Source organism: Blastopirellula marina (genome assembly GCF_002967765.1).
Lineage (GTDB): Bacteria > Planctomycetota > Planctomycetia > Pirellulales > Pirellulaceae > Bremerella > Bremerella marina_A.
In genome coordinates this window covers 410,368-425,008 of sequence record NZ_PUHY01000010.1, presented here as the reverse complement: position 1 = coordinate 425,008, position 14,641 = coordinate 410,368, and the positions used below count along the sequence as shown (strand labels likewise).

The window sequence follows — 14,641 nt, the reverse complement described above, 5'->3', positions numbered from 1 at the left end:
AATCTGGGAAAGGAGAACCGAGGTGTTTCGTCGAACCGTCATGTTTTGGACAGCCGCAGCCGCCAGTTTTGGTGTGCCGTACGGCTATTATAATCCAGACGTGCGCGAGTCGGTGTCGACTTATTGGAACAAAGCCCAGAGCTATCTGCCAACCGGCTCCGCTTCGCAAGGCGATGCACCGGATGCTTCGATTGAAGCTGGCCAAGGGCTAATCGCAGCCCAAACATCTTCCGGCATGCCGTCGATCAACGGAAGTGCGCTTGGTGGATCGAACTCACAGCCACTCGCGGCTCCGATCTTTCAAGAGTTTGACCACTTCATCAATTTCAACGCGACCCCACGCTGGATTATGGAAACGTGGCCGCATGTCAGCACCACGCTTTCCGACCTCAATCTTGAAGGGATGCGGGTTCCGCTGGTGAGTGGATCACGAGTCGATGACATTGCCGGTTCGCTGACCTACTACTTCGACAAAGATAAGCAGCTGCAGCGAATCACATTCCATGGAACCACCGGTGACGAACGTCGCTTGGTTTCTACGCTAACGCAGCATTACAACTTCGAGTCCGAGCCCACCGTGGCTGGCTCGCTGTACATGGTGAAATGGAACGGCGAGCCGGTGAGCGTATTCCGGGCCGAGCCTTCGCCGGTCGTCAATCAGAACTTGCCGCACACACGGTTGAAGATCGATCTCGAGATCAACCGTCCTTCTCGGTACTACTCGCTTAGCCCGGAAATGGCCAAGCTAGTCGATCACGACAAGCACGCTGGTCGCTGGGGCTTCCAGTAAGATGAGAAACCACGGATTTGACGGATGGGCACGGACAACAAATTAACGGCTGTCGACTAAGTCAACGCCTTCGTTCCGTGCGCATCCGTCAAGTCCGTGGTCAAGCGGAAGTCTATCTGAAAGGAGCTCCTGCTCTCTCTCAAAGGTAGCCAAGACTTTCAATTACCGCAGGACCAACTAGCGGCTTGTGCGTAGTTCCGCTTCGGCCAGTTCGATGGCTTCTTTGGCTTTCAGCGAACGATCGGCAATCTGCACGATCGATTCATCGGAAAGCCACTTGTTGACCTTCTTCTCAGCCGAGATCACGGTACTGTGGCTCTTACGGTGAAAGTGTTGGCAGATATCTGACAACGCCGCGCCGGTGTGCTTACGAGCCAACCACATCGCCAGCATTCGCGGGTTACTTGCTCGGCGTGACTTCGATTGCGAACGCAACAGCTTGGTATCAACACCGAAGACGCGACAAACGGCTTCTTCGACATCGTCCAGTCGCATCATGCTGCTGCGCTGTGGAATCAAGTCGGCCAACAGGTTCTCCAAAACAGGAATCGTCAGCGAGTTCCCTTGCACCGCATTAAAGGCCCATAACCGATTGATCGCACCGGAAATAAGCCGTCCTTCACCAGGCAACTGACGTGTCAGCCAATGCGTGATCGGTTCGTTCAGCGGAACGCCGCGTTTCTCGGCCAAGCGTTGAACGAGTGTTTCTTTGCAAAGGTCGTCCAGCGGATCGACCTTACAGATTAAACCACTCGAGAATCGTGCTACCAGTTCGGTACCCAGTGCCGACAATTCCGTCGGACGCTGATTGCCAGCGAGAATTACTTGGCCGCCGCGACGATTGATCGCATCGAGCGTATGGAGCAGTTCTGTTTTCGTCGCTCGTTTGCCAGCGAAGAACTGCACGTCGTCGATAATCAGCACACCAACATCACGATACTTACGGCGGAAACTGGCGACACCGGACGATTGCAGTGCTTCAAGGAAAAACGTCGTGAACTGTTCAGCCGATAGATAAACAACGCGGCCAAGTTCCTTACGCTGCTGGGCGAGACCATAAATCCCTTCCAGCAAATGAGTTTTGCCGCTACCAGATGGGCCATGGATATAGAGGGGCGAGATCTGCCCCGGCTGCTGCAGTACCATGGTCGCTGCCGTTTTCGCCATCGAATTACAATCGCTGACGACGAATTCTTTCAGTGAGGCAAACCGGCGGCGCGGCAAGCTGCTGGGGCTGCTCGCGCTACTCGAAGTCGTAGGTTGAGATGCACGTACCGGCTTGGCGGTGGCTGGCATCTTTTTCTCCGCGCGTTGTTGGCTTGGGCCTTGCGCCTTCTTGGCGGGGACTTGACCTTCGCGGTAGATGACTTGGTGACCAGAAAGTTGTACGTCGGATAAGGCCTGACAAACGGCTTCGTGGAAGTTCTTACGGAGGAAATCGAGATTCAGACGGCTCGTCGATTCGATCAGCAAACAACCCTCGCTCACGCGGAGCTGAGTGTTGTTGTTTCCGAACCAAAGATCGAAGCGATCTTGTCCTACCCTTTCGATCATTGCAAGACGCAACGCGGGCAGAATTTCGATGTCTTCCGTGACCACAGGCTGACTCTTTCAGCGAGTTAAAAGGCTTGATTCCCAATCCGAAAATCGCCTAGTAACCCCAGACGGGCGAGAGGCAAATACAGGCGGCATCAACAGCCGCGTGGAGGACGATTGTATGCAAGCTAGCACCCCTGTCAAACCTCTCGACGAACCCCTGGAAGAAAAAAAGTGGCAGGGGAAAAACGCGCCTGCGGAAAGCCCCTCATTTCTCGGAGATTCACATCGAATTGCGGCTTTCCCTTTTTCTAACATGATCTGAACAGAGGCGTGGAAAATATGTCGAATCCTGGGGAAACGCATTCAAGAAGGTAACTATTGATGTTTCTATCTCATTGAAAAGAAACATGTTACGTGTTCCAAAAACCGGATCATACCGCTTGACACGGTTGGTCACGCTTTATGAAGAATCTAGGAAGGGTCGGTAAGCGGGCTACCGAATCGCAAGTCAAGCGACGGCCACATTGAGCGAAGCGAGCGGCTTCAGATACAGCTCTTTGGAATCGGACAGACCAAACCCAAACTGGTGGTACAGGACCATCGCAGGCGTGTTGCGTTGATCGACCCCAGTCAGAATCGATTGGCAGCCCAACCGCTTCGCTTGCTGGATCACAAAGCAAAGGATCTCTCTTCCCAGACCTTGCCGCCGGAACGTAGGCAGTAGACCGAAATAAATTAGTTCCAACTGGTGGTTGGCAGTGTGATGTGCCAAGATGGTTACCCCGACCGTATCGCCCCCCTGTTTGATGGTGTACCAGTGGGCCGTGTTTTGGCTGCTGGTGGCGTAGTAACCGGCTAGCACATCGCTGATCTGACGAAGCCCGTCGACCTCGGGGCAATCGAGACTGCCATCGTACGTATTGGCCACAAGCTTCTCGAAGCTTGAACGGCGAAAGTCTTCGCAAGGGATAAATGAGAGCCGATCGGTTGGAGGAGGAACGTTCAGGTCGTCAAGGAATGCGTGCAATTGATCGAGCAACGTGATCGCTCGAAATCCCATCCGCGTCAGGTGCTCGCCAGCCGCAGGGTTTTCGGCACCAACCAGGCTCTGCACGAGATGGCTACCCGATTGCTGGGCAAATTTGACCGATCGTGTAACCAATTCATCCGCCAGGGTGTCCGGTATGCCAGAGATCAATCCTGGTCCCCAGATCGTGGCGATCTTTCCTGGCTGATTGAGGCACCACGTCGCGGCGACGACGCGATTGTTATTGGTCGCGGAAAGCAGACCATCCAGGCTGATCTTCCCTTCCTTCTCCGCAGCCAGAAGGGCCGTAACTCGGCCTCGGTTCACATGCCGAGATCGACCACCGGTGGCCAACCATAACGCGGCTCCTTGATGTCGCGGCGATGCCCGACCGATCTCGAATTGTTCTGAACCTTGCCTATCCATAGCCCTTAAGCGTAACAAGGACGCGGAAATCTGTCTTCAGGGAAATTCATGCCTCGAATCGGCCGGTTTACCTTTCCTTGATGGGGTGGATTCGGGAGAATACCAACTAACAAGGCGTCTCTTACGGCCAATTCGCCGTGATCACGATTGAGAGGGAGGTAGTTATGAGGTCGCTAACGAATTTCGGGCTGGCAATCATGCTAGGTGGCATGCTGCTGGCATTTCCTCATGGAGCGTATGCTCAGGGGGCACTCGACAAGTTAAATAACTTGCTGGATCGTGTGCAAAACAATCTGCCCGATCGCCCAGCCGATCCTCAACCACCCGCGAATACAAGCGGACGTCCCTACCTGGGCGCGATGCTTGATACCTATGAATCGGAAAACGATCCCCTTCTCAATCAGAAAGGGATTATCGTCACCGAGGTCAATCCAGGCGGTCCTGCCGATCGAGCTGGTTTGAAGAAGGGGGACCTAATCGTCACAGTTGACGGTCAGCGATTCCAAACACTGAACGACCTCGGCAAATGGATGAGCGGTAAGCAGCCGGGGGACAAGCTTAGTTTGAAGGTTGTGCAAAGTGGCCAATCCAAGGATTTGAATGTCGTTCTCGGAAGTCAGCCAAGTGACACTCCGGTTCCGCCACCATTGACCGACCCAGGGCAACCGTATGATCCGCTCGGTGTTGAAGGAACCATGCCAAGTCCAGAGCAGCTTCCGGCCGCCGCCCCGACAGGTGGTCGTCGCGTGCTTGGTGTGCGCGTACTTCCCGTCGATGATCAACTGCGTGCCCAAACCGGTGTCTCGATTCGTCGTGGTGCCTTCGTCGAAAGCGTCAGCCCTGGTGGAGTTGCCGATCAAGCTGGTATCCCTGTAGGAGCGGTGATTGTCGCTTACGACGGACGTCGTGTGGACGATGCCAACGAATTGATTCAGATGGTTCGCAACTCGCCCGACGATCGCTGGATTGGGGTGAACTACTACGTTGGCAACCGGATGGAGTCGACTAATCTGTATTATGGTGACCCACGGAATATGCCACCACAGCCCGGCACACCGCAAGCTGGTAGTCCATCGATGGGTGAAGACCGCCCTGCCCTGCGACTGCTTCAGAATGCTCTACAAGGAATCGACGGCAATGCGGGCGTCAGCGGCGAAGTTGTAACGCCGGAGCAGGTCGAATCGCTGAGTCGACGTGTGCGTGAGCTTGAACAGGAAGTTCGTCAACTTCGCGAAGAGCTGAAAGCCATCAAGTCAGGCGGCGCCGATTTGTAAGTGACTTCGCATGATCCGCACAACGCAACGAGGGCTTCAATCGAAGCCCTCGTTTGCTGCGCTGGGGCACGTTCTTGCGAAGTGAAGAGCGTGTTAAAATTGGGTTAGTCCCACACGCCCCCAGAAAGCTGTTTCATGTTCGATATTCTTCTCATTGCGACGGTCACCTCCAATCTCGACGCGTTCCTACGACTCTTGTTTGCGGTCATCTGTGGCTCGGTGCTGGGGTGGAATCGGGAGAAGCACGATAAACCGGCAGGCCTGCGAACCAATATGCTGGTCTCGTTGGGCGCTGCCACGATCATGGTGATCGGCATGAGCTTCACCGCCGAACTCGGCGAAAACGATCCTGGTTGGCTACGGATCGATGTATTTCGCCTTGTTGCGGGGATCATCGGCGGGGTCGGGTTTCTCGGCGCTGGCTCGATCATCCGAGCACATGGTGGGGTGCATGGGTTGACCACGGCAGCAACCATTTGGGTATCGGCGGCCACCGGAACCGCCTGCGGCATCGGTTACTATGGCATTGCCTGCATGGCCGTGTTATTGGCGTGGGGAACACTGGTCATCATGGGCTATGTCGAACGCACGCTTTTCGGTGAAGAAGATTAGTCGTGCGAAGCATTACGGCTGATGGGTTTGCGAGAAGGCCCGGATGTGTTCTTTGAACCGTTCCAACAGCTTGCATTGAAAGCGATACGGATTCCAGATCATGGCGAGCTTCCGGGTAGGCTTCGTGCCCGCTAACGATCGGTAGACACGCCGATTGCTTGAATCAAGTTTTTTGGCCATCGCGGGAATCATGGACACCCCGTGGTTCATCGAAACTAGTTCCTGAACGGTCGCTAGTTGACTGGTTCGCTCGACGGAGATCGGGTTGAAAGAGCGATGCCGGCAGAACGTTACGATGTTATCCGATAAGCAGTGTGCTTCGTCCAGCAAGACAAACGGGAATGGCTCGACATCGGCCAGCTTGATCTGCTTCTTGGCACACAGGGGGTGTTCGACCGGTAACACCAAGAGAAGCTCTTCTTCGAACAGTGGTTCAATCTCCAAATGTTTGGCCGAGATTGGTAGCGCCAGGATCGCCAGATCAATTTCTCCTTGTTGGCACCGGCGAAGGAGATTGTCGGTGGTGTCTTCCTGCACGGTGAGATGGGCCTTAGGAAATGCCTTGGCAAACGGGCTGAGCATTTCTGGAAGGAAGAAGGGTGCAATCGTCGGAATCGCGCCCAAGCGAACTCGCCCGCTCTCGCCGTCGTCGCAGATCTCGGCCTTCGTGTCTTCGACAAGCGAAACGATGCGATGTGCTCGTGATTGCAGCAGGTGCCCAACATCGGTCAGAACGACCTTCCGTGACTGTCGTTCGAACAGAGGTTGCCCTAGCTCTTCTTCCAACCGCGCGATCGAACGGCTGAGCGCCGGCTGCGAAATACTGAGCACTTCCGCTGCTCGGGTGAAGTTGCCCAGTTCGGCGACTTTCAAAAACTGTTGCAGTTGCTCGATGTCCACTTGCTTCTTTCGATAATACTGACGATGCGTCAAGTGCATTGTGCGTGTGGTCTAGTATGCGATGTGTGCATGGCCATGGGTACCCCTGCTCTGGTTGGAGTTCGGTAGCTACGGGTGTTTGTTCGAGGAAAGCACCGATTTATCGGATTGTGTCGTCCGTAGCTGGACAGAACGCAGCATGATCGTTTAAGACAGGAAACAGGGCAGATTTCATCAGAATGCTCCATTGAAATGATCGTGACGACTTGAAGTGCCCATCCATTTTCCAAGTTGAGGAGCATGTGGATATCTCGCAACGTGTGGAAGAGTTCCTGAAAGCACGGCCACAGATCGTGACCGATCCCGATAACTATCGCCGACTTCACCGCGAGTTAGTTGCTTGCGACCGGGACGAAGTGCTGGCCTGTTTCGAGCGTCGCATGCAGCTATCGAACGAAGAGGATCGGTCCGAAGCGGTTGAAATGGTAACTCGCCTCTACGGTAGCGACGCGACGAAAACGATCCTTCGCTTTATTGACGATCCGTCGATCGTCGTTCGCTGGGTCGTGTGCGGTTGCTTGCATGATTATGGGGACGCTCAAGCGGAGTTCGCGCTGCTCAACCGGCTGAAGTACGACCCCGATTGCCAGGTTCGCGGGACGGCAGCGAGTGCGTTAGGTAGGATCGGCGTCGTCGAGGTGTTGCCGGCGCTATACCAGGTTTTTGAAAACGATCACGATGTCGACGAGCTTGGGCATACTCCGTCTAACTGCGCGTTAGATGCGATGACGAACGTCTTGCGAGATTGGGTCGTGCGACAGATTCAGGGGACCCCGGCTCGAAAGTTCGAGGAAGTGACCAGCCGTGGAAAATTAACCGGCCAGGTAAACGCCGAAGAGATTCCATTCGATCCGGAAGGTCGTATCCAGAACACCGAACGTTACGCCCATGTTCCCCTTAATAAAATGGGCTTCGGCTGGATGTCGCAGTTGGATCTAGAGACCAGCTTGAAGGCGCCCTTCGAGATTGAAGTGGCCTACGTAGATCCAACTTGCCGTATCGAGCGGATCATGGTGTTTCAGCAAATCGCCGACGGAGGCGACGCGAACTGGGCTGGGCATACGATTCTCGATCCCAGCGTAATGAAATCGTGACTGCCGACCGTTTACACAATCACACGCCGCGGGCTACCGATCTGCAGAATCGCGTCAGCAATTGCTCGGGCGATTTTTTCACCTCCCTGCGAGGACGGCTCGATCGGGGAGACTTCGGCGTAATCGCGCGAGTCGTCGCAAACCAGTCGCAGGTCGATCATCGTTGCCCCAACGCGGAAAATGTTGCGAGTGATTGCATCGTTAAAGACGCTCAGACCAGCTCGTTCTTCCCGGCTGAGCGATGGGATGCGGTCGTATACCGTGCAAGCGACCAGCGGTTTCTCGAGCTGCTTCAAATGGAGTAACAGCTCGCGATGTTCCTGGGCGAATCGATCAACCACCTGTGCGACACGCTCCAACGAGCGCGCCATCGATTGAGGATCCTCGGTAAATAGATCCCCGGCAGCAAATAAAGCGTCGTTACCTCCGATGCTCAAAACCAAGTGCGTGGTGTCGGCCGGCAGTTGTTCCAACTGCCGGTACACATTGGTGACGCACGCTCCATCAACAGCTCGTAAACTGGCTTTACCACCACTGGGCAGGCGACGACGAAGATGGTCGATCACCGACATCCCGCCGGAAACGTAAGAGGCGTTATCGAAGATCGAATCTCCCAGCAAGACAACATGCCCCGACATCTTCCATCTCCCTCAATCAAAGAGTTAGCCAACTAGTCTTTGTTGACAATCACTTCTGGAAGTGGTTCGCCATCGGGTACGAACCGCATTGAGATCGAATTTACGCAGTGACGTGTGTCTTTCGGTGTGAATCCCTCCCCCTCGAACACATGGCCTAAGTGCCCATGACAATTGGCACAGATGATTTCAGTCCGCCGCCCGTCGGCGTCTGGGACACGTTCGACCGATTCTTCCAAGTGCTCGTCGAAGCTGGGCCAACCGCAGCGACTGTCAAATTTGTTGTTGGAGTGGTAAATCGGCAAGTTACACCTACGGCAAATGAAGGTGCCCTGTGCTTTCCAATCGGTATATTTACCCGTAAAGGGGCGTTCGGTTCCCTTTCTCAGGATGACATGTTCTTCCGCGTCGTTCAGTTCATTGAATTCTGGGGGCATCGAGCTTGAGCTCCTCTGGGTTAGTACGCTAAGCGATCGTTTCTTTATTCTAACGAGAAGTGACCACTGGAAAATCGGCGATAGAATCCGTCTTAGGTTACCGCCAAGTCGCAAATTCGTTGCATCTCTCGGCGCAATCCCCTAAACATAAAGACACGGAACCCTTCTCTTCTCAAAATCGATCAGGCAAGAGAAATCGTATGGCTAGGCGGACTTGCTTCTACAGCTTGATGGTGGTTTTCTCTCTGCTGACAACCGTTCAGGCTCAGTTCGAGCAACAAGAGGACAACGCTACCCAAGGTCGAGAACTGTTTCTTCACCAATGGCAGCCGAATGATCCTCTCAGCCCCAATGGCGACGGCCTCGGCCCGCTGTTCAATGGCAAAGGCTGTGTGAATTGCCATTCTCTGGGGGGTGTCGGCGGTAGTGGTGACAAAACGCACAATGCCCAGTTTCTCTCGTTCTTGCCAGAAGCCGGTGATTTCACGGAAAGAACCGCGAAGAAGTTCCTCGGCAACCTTCATCGGATGCACCCTGACTTTGTCGATAAGGAAGGTCGTTTCTCCCTGGGGGTCTTGTTACATCGCGAGAGCACCAACCCCGATTACGCCAGCAAGCACGCTGATGTGACCGCTACCCTACCGACCACGACCCAGTCAAAGGCGCGCATCCGCAAGATGCTGACTCGCCGCGATCTACCCTTGATCGATGCGTTGCCGCTGAATCTCGTGATGTTTCATGAAGGCATTCAATATGCCATGGCCGAACGAAATCCGCCGCAATTGTTCGGTGTGAACGATATCGATAAAAAGATCAGCGATGCCGATCTCGATGCGTTGGTCGAAATGCAGAAAGCCAGTAACAACGGGGTCTCAGGTCGCAAGTCAGGGCGATTCGGTTGGCGTGGCCAAATGAAGGATCTCGATCTGTTCATCAAAGGAGCTTGCGCGACAGAACTTGGCCTACAAGTTCACGAATTCCATCAAACCAAGGACCCGCTGAAACCTGATTATGAATTGGAAGGAAGCGATCTGACCGGCGAGCAGGTCGACTCGCTTATTCAATACGTGCGATCACTGCCACGACCGGAGCAAGTCCTTCCCGAGAACTACGAAGAAAAGCAGGAAATCATTCAGGGCGAACAGCTCTTCACTGCGGTGGGTTGTGCTGAGTGTCATGTTTCGAACGTTGGGACGCTCAAAGGGGTTTACTCCGACTTTCTGTTACACGACATGGGACGTCTGTTTGAAGACCCGATCCCAGCTGAGCCGTTGCCTGAGATTACCATCAGCGAGAATATGGATGTCATCAGTGGCTATCACGGTATGGTGCGGCGAAAACCGTCTCCTTTGTTGGCTGTTGACCAGGACCATCACAAGGAGTTTCGCACGCCGCCGCTATGGGGTGTTGCCGATTCCGCCCCATACATGCACGACGGTCGCGCACACTCTCTGCGTGGGGCAATTGAATGGCATGACGGCGAAGCGAGAACTTCGGCCCGTCGGTTTGCCTTGATGAGCGAAGAGAATCAGTACAGCCTGATTCAGTTTCTACAAACTTTGAAAGCACCTAAATCGGCCGAAGAAGCCCCGCCAGGAATTTCGGCGACTGCTTCTCTGGATGAATCGCTTGACCGCTAAGTCGATCCGTTTGGTAAAGGTGACTATCTCCATGCTATTTATGGCTGACCTGGCCTGTTTCGCGCAGTGAAAATACCGCGAGAAAAGCACTTAAAAGTGTATGTGCAAATACCTTTGCAAAATGTTTGCATGCTCAGTGTTTTTTGCCTACACAGAGGGGGATTCGTACCGCTTCGTTGGTGTTTCTCCAGGAAGGGAATTTCGAGATGTCGCGCCCCGTCAGTGCCCTCAGCTTTCTATGTGCCGCGTTCGCCGTAACGCTGGTAAACGCTCAAACCCACAATTTTGAAGAACGCGCCACCGCAGGTCGCGATCTTTTTGTCCACGAGTGGCAACCTAATGATCCACTCAGCCCGCATGGCGATGGATTGGGACCTGTTTACAACGCGACCAGTTGTGTCGCCTGCCATGGCCAATCTGGTGTCGGAGGAAGTGGCGGGAAGGCCAATAACGTCGAAATTTTGGCGGTGATTCCGGAACCTGGTGAACCGACCGTTCGCAACGAACGATCGTTTTTGAATCGGTTGAAAGAAACTCACCCGATGTTTGTCGACTCGCTCGATCGTTACTACTTGGGTGTCGTGCTTCACCGGCACAACACCACTTCGGGATATGACGACATCTACAACGAACTAACCACGCCGTTGGAAATGTCGATCGACTCCCGGTCACGTATTCGCCGAATGATGAAGCGACGAAATCTATCGTTCATCTCGCAGCTTCCGTTGAAGTTGGTTGGCTTCAAGAAAGATCTGCAATACGCGATCGCGGAACGAAACCCGCCACAGCTATACGGTGTCGACCTGATCGACCGTCACATCAAAGATACCGACTTGGTCGCGATTGCGGAGTCGCAAAAAGGAAGCTCTTCGGGCGTCTCGGGCCGTTTCACCGGCCGATACGGTTGGCGAGGTCAGATGAACGATCTCGACATGTTCATCAAAGGAGCCTGTGCGGCAGAGCTTGGCTTGCAGGTTGCGGAGATGAATCAGGCTCCCAATCCTATGAAGCTAGATTATCGCATCGAGAATCCTGACCTCGATTCTCAACAGACGAGCAATTTGATCTCCTTCGTCCGATCGTTGCCACGTCCTGAATTGGTGATTCCTGACGATCCCAACGAACGAAGCTACGTCACTCAAGGTAAGTTGCTGTTCAGCCAGGTCGGCTGTGCCGAGTGCCATGTCGAAAATGTCGGCACACTGGACGGTGTCTATTCCGACTTCCTGCTGCACAACATGGGATCGTCCTTCGAAGATCCGATTCCCGCCAAGCAAGTTCCATCCTTCCGCGTTGTCGCCGGGATCAGTGATGTGGTGATCGAAACCGGTGGCGAAGATCGCTACAACGCCGATAAGGCATCCGCGGAAGAATACAACACCGTGGGTAAAGCTCAATTTGAAGAGCATAAGGCCGAGTCGATCAAAGTTTACGACAAGTTCGTCGCAGAGAACGGCATGCCTCCTTACTACGGAATGGATCCGCGTCGCACGCAGTTCTCACCACAAGCTCCGCCAAATCCTTACTCGTCCAAGTATGATGACGACATTCTGGCAAATACGAAAACGATTCAGTTCGACTCGATTGAAGAACAGAATCACTACAAGGAATATCGCACGCCAGCCCTGTGGGGCGTCGCCGATTCGGCTCCGTATCTGCATGATGGACGTGCTGACACCTTGCGAGCGGCCATCGAATGGCATGGCGGCGAAGCGTATGCCTCGATGATGCGTTTCTCGCAACTGACGGAAGAGCAGCAAACCAGCATTCTGAAATTCCTGGGAGCTCTGAAAGCACCGAAGTCAGCCGAAAAAGTGCCCGACCACATCGCTGGCGATGAAAACTCCGAACCAGCAACCGGCGACAAGATTTCCGCGTTTTCGTCAGGTACAATCGAAAGCTTGGGGGCTGGCAGTTAGTGCTACCCAGGCTTTTGTGATCTGGAACGGAAAGACAATTCATGTCGATCGGCAATCCATGGAAACGCAGCCGAGCTCTTCAGCTCGGCTGCGTTGTTTTGTTATGGGCGTGGCTCACCTGTGCAACCAGCGGTCAAGACCTCGCCCAGACGGATACGATGGTGGATGCCACGACCCTGAACGGCAAGGCGTTATGTGGTTATCAGGGCTGGTTTCGCTGTCCCGACGACGGCACGAGTTCGGCTTGGTTACACTGGAGCCGACGTCGTTCGATCTCGCCGGAGTCGCTAACCTTCGAGATGTGGCCCGACTTAAGCGAGTTCACCCCCGAAGAAAAGTTCGCGGTCCCTGGCTTCACTCATGCCGATGGAAGTCAGGCCTACCTTTATAGTGGTGCGAAACCCAAAACGATTCACCGACACTTTCAGTGGATGCAGCAATATGGCATCGATGGGGTCTTCGTTCAGCGCTTCCTGGTGAATCTACGCCAACCTTCCTTTGATTCAATCTTGCAAAATGTACGATCCGCGGCCGAGAAGACGGGCCGTGTGTACGGCGTTTGCTACGACCTTTCAGGCTATCCCGCCGATCGAATCGTCGAACGATTGACTTCCGATTGGAAGGTATTGGTCAACCAACGCAAGGTCACCAGTGATGGGCGTTACCTGCATCATGAGGGTCGACCGGTCGTCTTCATCTGGGGACTTTACCCCGATCGTTTCGACGCTGAGATCGCGCATCAGCTAATCGATTTCTTTCATGAGGAAGGTCCGTATCAAGCGACCGTGATTGGCGGATGTCCCTGGAACTGGCAGCGCGAAGGGGACCAGCGTTGGGCCGCAGCATTTCGCAAACTGGAGGTCCTCAGCCCCTGGAATCACGGCAATGTTGTCCAGCGTCGAGGAAAGAAAGTCGCCAATACCGAAGTTTGGAAAGACGACATCCAGGTGACCGGCCCTGCTGGGGTCGCTTATCTTCCGGTGGTCTACCCTGGGTTTGCCTGGACGAATCTAAAGGGGGCGAATGCCGAGGGAGCAACGATCGATCGGCGCGGAGGCGAGTTCTTTTGGGAGCAATGTGTCGCGGCGGCCAAGCTGAAGACGGGAATGATTTATGTCGCTATGTTTGACGAGGTCGATGAAGCCACGGCCATTTACAAGGTAACCAACAACCCGCCGCAGCAGGCCCACTTCAAAACGTACGAGGGCCTGCCTTCCGACTGGTACTTACGCCTCACCGGCGAGGCGACCAAGATGATTCGGGGCGAGATACCGATTACTGAGAAGTTGCCTATCACGCCCAATTAGGGCGGCTATTTGGTTTTTGGCTCAAGCCACCCCAGCGAGGTCAGAAACTTATCGGTCTCTTCGATCGTGGCATCGTACCAGCGGTTGTTGTCTTTGCCATGATTAAAGAAGCCATGCCCCTGCCCTTCGTAGATTCGCAGTTCGCTGGTCACGCCTGCTTCCTTCATCTTCTTCTGGAAGTTCTCAGCCGTGGCAACTGGGATTAGCTTGTCCTGTGAACCGAGATAAACGATGTGCGGTGGGTCATCCTCGCTGATGTTATGCGCTGGTGAAAATTCGGTATAACGATCCTTCACCCGCTGCGTCCCCCAGCCGCCTGGCCCGTTGTCATAAACCGGGTTGAATAAGATCATCGCATTTGGCTTCGTCGATACGCCTGACTGACGCACACTTACGGTTCCTAGATACGCGGCCAAATGCCCGCCAGCCGAACCTCCAGCGGCCGCGATCCGGTTGGGATCGATCCCAAGGTCCGTGGCGTGCGAACGGACCCAACGCATCGCATCCAGGGCATCTTCAACGCATTGGGTGGGTGGATCGTTACTCTTGCGGTCTAGCAAACGGTATTCGACCTGAATGGCAACCATGCCTCGCTCCGCGAGATACTTGCTGTGCTCAGTAAACTGTCCAGGCGCACCACCAACCCAACCCCCGCCATGAAAAAAAACGACGGCTGGTCGGTTATCGGTTTTCTGCCAGCCGTCCGGTTTGGTGACGTACAGCTTCAGCTTTCTTCCATCGACCTCTTTGTAGACTTGCTCTTGGCCAGATGGTTTGGCAGCACTGAGCAGCGAAACAACAGCAAATACAAGGGTTAACGTTAAGGGGATTATTCGACTAGGCATGAGGATCTCGCACAGAAGCTTGGGAGTAGTAGGTGAATGTTGATCTTAATCGATTCCACTTGGGTGAGCCAATCAGGTTCCCCACATAACTACTAGGTGTTTCGCTTGGTGGGAAAAATGGCAGCAGATTTCTAGCAATAATTCTCAGTGTTTAAGA

13 protein-coding genes are annotated in these 14,641 nt (G+C 54.2%); 7 read left to right on the top strand and 6 right to left on the bottom strand.

The window, feature by feature from the left end; all coding sequences use genetic code 11:
- Nucleotides 1–22: 22 nt before the first annotated feature.
- On the top strand, nucleotides 23–790 hold the full coding sequence (locus C5Y83_RS12710) for a DUF6690 family protein (RefSeq protein ID WP_105330115.1): 768 nt from the start codon (nucleotides 23–25) through the stop codon (nucleotides 788–790).
- Nucleotides 791–967: 177 nt separating this feature from the next.
- Here the strand turns inward: C5Y83_RS12710 and C5Y83_RS12705 are convergent, their stop codons facing one another.
- The gene (locus tag C5Y83_RS12705) at nucleotides 968–2,389 is read right to left on the bottom strand and encodes a DnaA ATPase domain-containing protein (RefSeq protein ID WP_105330114.1); all 1,422 of its coding nucleotides are present in this window, start codon (nucleotides 2,387–2,389) and stop codon (nucleotides 968–970) included.
- Between the two features lie 448 nt (nucleotides 2,390–2,837).
- Nucleotides 2,838–3,782, bottom strand: a complete 945-nt coding sequence (locus C5Y83_RS12700) for a GNAT family N-acetyltransferase (RefSeq protein ID WP_105330113.1) — start codon at nucleotides 3,780–3,782, stop codon at nucleotides 2,838–2,840.
- A 164-nt stretch (nucleotides 3,783–3,946) separates the two neighbouring features.
- On the opposite strand from C5Y83_RS12700, the gene C5Y83_RS12695 reads away from it, so the two are divergent.
- Together C5Y83_RS12695 and C5Y83_RS12690 are read left to right on the top strand one after the other, a co-directional pair.
- Nucleotides 3,947–5,056, top strand: a complete 1,110-nt coding sequence (locus C5Y83_RS12695) for a PDZ domain-containing protein (protein ID WP_105330112.1) — start codon at nucleotides 3,947–3,949, stop codon at nucleotides 5,054–5,056.
- A 135-nt stretch (nucleotides 5,057–5,191) separates the two neighbouring features.
- Nucleotides 5,192–5,668: an MgtC/SapB family protein gene (locus tag C5Y83_RS12690; RefSeq protein ID WP_105330111.1), complete on the top strand. Its 477-nt coding sequence runs from the start codon at nucleotides 5,192–5,194 to the stop codon at nucleotides 5,666–5,668.
- A gap of 12 nt (nucleotides 5,669–5,680) precedes the next feature.
- On the opposite strand, the gene C5Y83_RS12685 is transcribed toward C5Y83_RS12690, so the two are convergent.
- Nucleotides 5,681–6,568: a LysR family transcriptional regulator gene (locus C5Y83_RS12685; protein WP_105330772.1), complete on the bottom strand. Its 888-nt coding sequence runs from the start codon at nucleotides 6,566–6,568 to the stop codon at nucleotides 5,681–5,683.
- Nucleotides 6,569–6,849: 281 nt separating this feature from the next.
- Here C5Y83_RS12685 and C5Y83_RS12680 point away from each other — a divergent pair, with 281 nt between their 5' ends.
- Entirely contained in the window at nucleotides 6,850–7,701 is an 852-nt protein-coding gene (locus C5Y83_RS12680) for a HEAT repeat domain-containing protein (RefSeq protein ID WP_105330110.1), read from the top strand.
- A gap of 11 nt (nucleotides 7,702–7,712) precedes the next feature.
- On the opposite strand, the gene C5Y83_RS12675 is transcribed toward C5Y83_RS12680, so the two are convergent.
- The gene (locus tag C5Y83_RS12675; RefSeq protein WP_105330109.1) at nucleotides 7,713–8,339 is read right to left on the bottom strand and encodes an SGNH/GDSL hydrolase family protein; all 627 of its coding nucleotides are present in this window, start codon (nucleotides 8,337–8,339) and stop codon (nucleotides 7,713–7,715) included.
- Between the two features lie 32 nt (nucleotides 8,340–8,371).
- The gene (locus tag C5Y83_RS12670; RefSeq protein WP_105330108.1) at nucleotides 8,372–8,773 is read right to left on the bottom strand and encodes a methionine-R-sulfoxide reductase; all 402 of its coding nucleotides are present in this window, start codon (nucleotides 8,771–8,773) and stop codon (nucleotides 8,372–8,374) included.
- Nucleotides 8,774–8,973: 200 nt separating this feature from the next.
- On the opposite strand from C5Y83_RS12670, the gene C5Y83_RS12665 reads away from it, so the two are divergent.
- The 3 genes from C5Y83_RS12665 (at nucleotide 8,974) to C5Y83_RS12655 (ending at nucleotide 13,639) form a co-directional block, all read left to right on the top strand.
- A complete protein-coding gene (locus tag C5Y83_RS12665; protein ID WP_105330107.1) occupies nucleotides 8,974–10,413 on the top strand; it encodes a di-heme oxidoredictase family protein in 1,440 nt (479 codons plus the stop codon).
- A 206-nt stretch (nucleotides 10,414–10,619) separates the two neighbouring features.
- Nucleotides 10,620–12,332, top strand: coding sequence for a di-heme oxidoredictase family protein (locus tag C5Y83_RS12660; protein ID WP_105330106.1), 1,713 nt, complete (start codon nucleotides 10,620–10,622; stop codon nucleotides 12,330–12,332).
- A gap of 41 nt (nucleotides 12,333–12,373) precedes the next feature.
- A complete protein-coding gene (locus C5Y83_RS12655) occupies nucleotides 12,374–13,639 on the top strand; it encodes a glycoside hydrolase family 71/99-like protein (RefSeq protein ID WP_105330105.1) in 1,266 nt (421 codons plus the stop codon).
- Between the two features lie 5 nt (nucleotides 13,640–13,644).
- Here the strand turns inward: C5Y83_RS12655 and C5Y83_RS12650 are convergent, their stop codons facing one another.
- The gene (locus C5Y83_RS12650) at nucleotides 13,645–14,484 is read right to left on the bottom strand and encodes an alpha/beta hydrolase (RefSeq protein ID WP_105330104.1); all 840 of its coding nucleotides are present in this window, start codon (nucleotides 14,482–14,484) and stop codon (nucleotides 13,645–13,647) included.
- Nucleotides 14,485–14,641 lie beyond the last annotated feature (157 nt).

Bases quoted from the DNA above. Each gene is read 5' to 3' on its own strand.
- C5Y83_RS12660 (WP_105330106.1), top strand. From the start codon at position 10,620: ATGTCGCGCCCCGTCAGTGCCCTCAGCTTTCTATGTGCCGCGTTCGCC.
- C5Y83_RS12695 (WP_105330112.1), top strand. From the start codon at position 3,947: ATGAGGTCGCTAACGAATTTCGGGCTGGCAATCATGCTAGGTGGCATG.
- C5Y83_RS12670 (WP_105330108.1), bottom strand. From the start codon at position 8,773: ATGCCCCCAGAATTCAATGAACTGAACGACGCGGAAGAACATGTCATC.
- C5Y83_RS12650 (WP_105330104.1), bottom strand. From the start codon at position 14,484: ATGCCTAGTCGAATAATCCCCTTAACGTTAACCCTTGTATTTGCTGTT.
- C5Y83_RS12655 (WP_105330105.1), top strand. From the start codon at position 12,374: ATGTCGATCGGCAATCCATGGAAACGCAGCCGAGCTCTTCAGCTCGGC.
- C5Y83_RS12665 (WP_105330107.1), top strand. From the start codon at position 8,974: ATGGCTAGGCGGACTTGCTTCTACAGCTTGATGGTGGTTTTCTCTCTG.
- C5Y83_RS12690 (WP_105330111.1), top strand. From the start codon at position 5,192: ATGTTCGATATTCTTCTCATTGCGACGGTCACCTCCAATCTCGACGCG.
- C5Y83_RS12675 (WP_105330109.1), bottom strand. From the start codon at position 8,339: ATGTCGGGGCATGTTGTCTTGCTGGGAGATTCGATCTTCGATAACGCC.
- C5Y83_RS12700 (WP_105330113.1), bottom strand. From the start codon at position 3,782: ATGGATAGGCAAGGTTCAGAACAATTCGAGATCGGTCGGGCATCGCCG.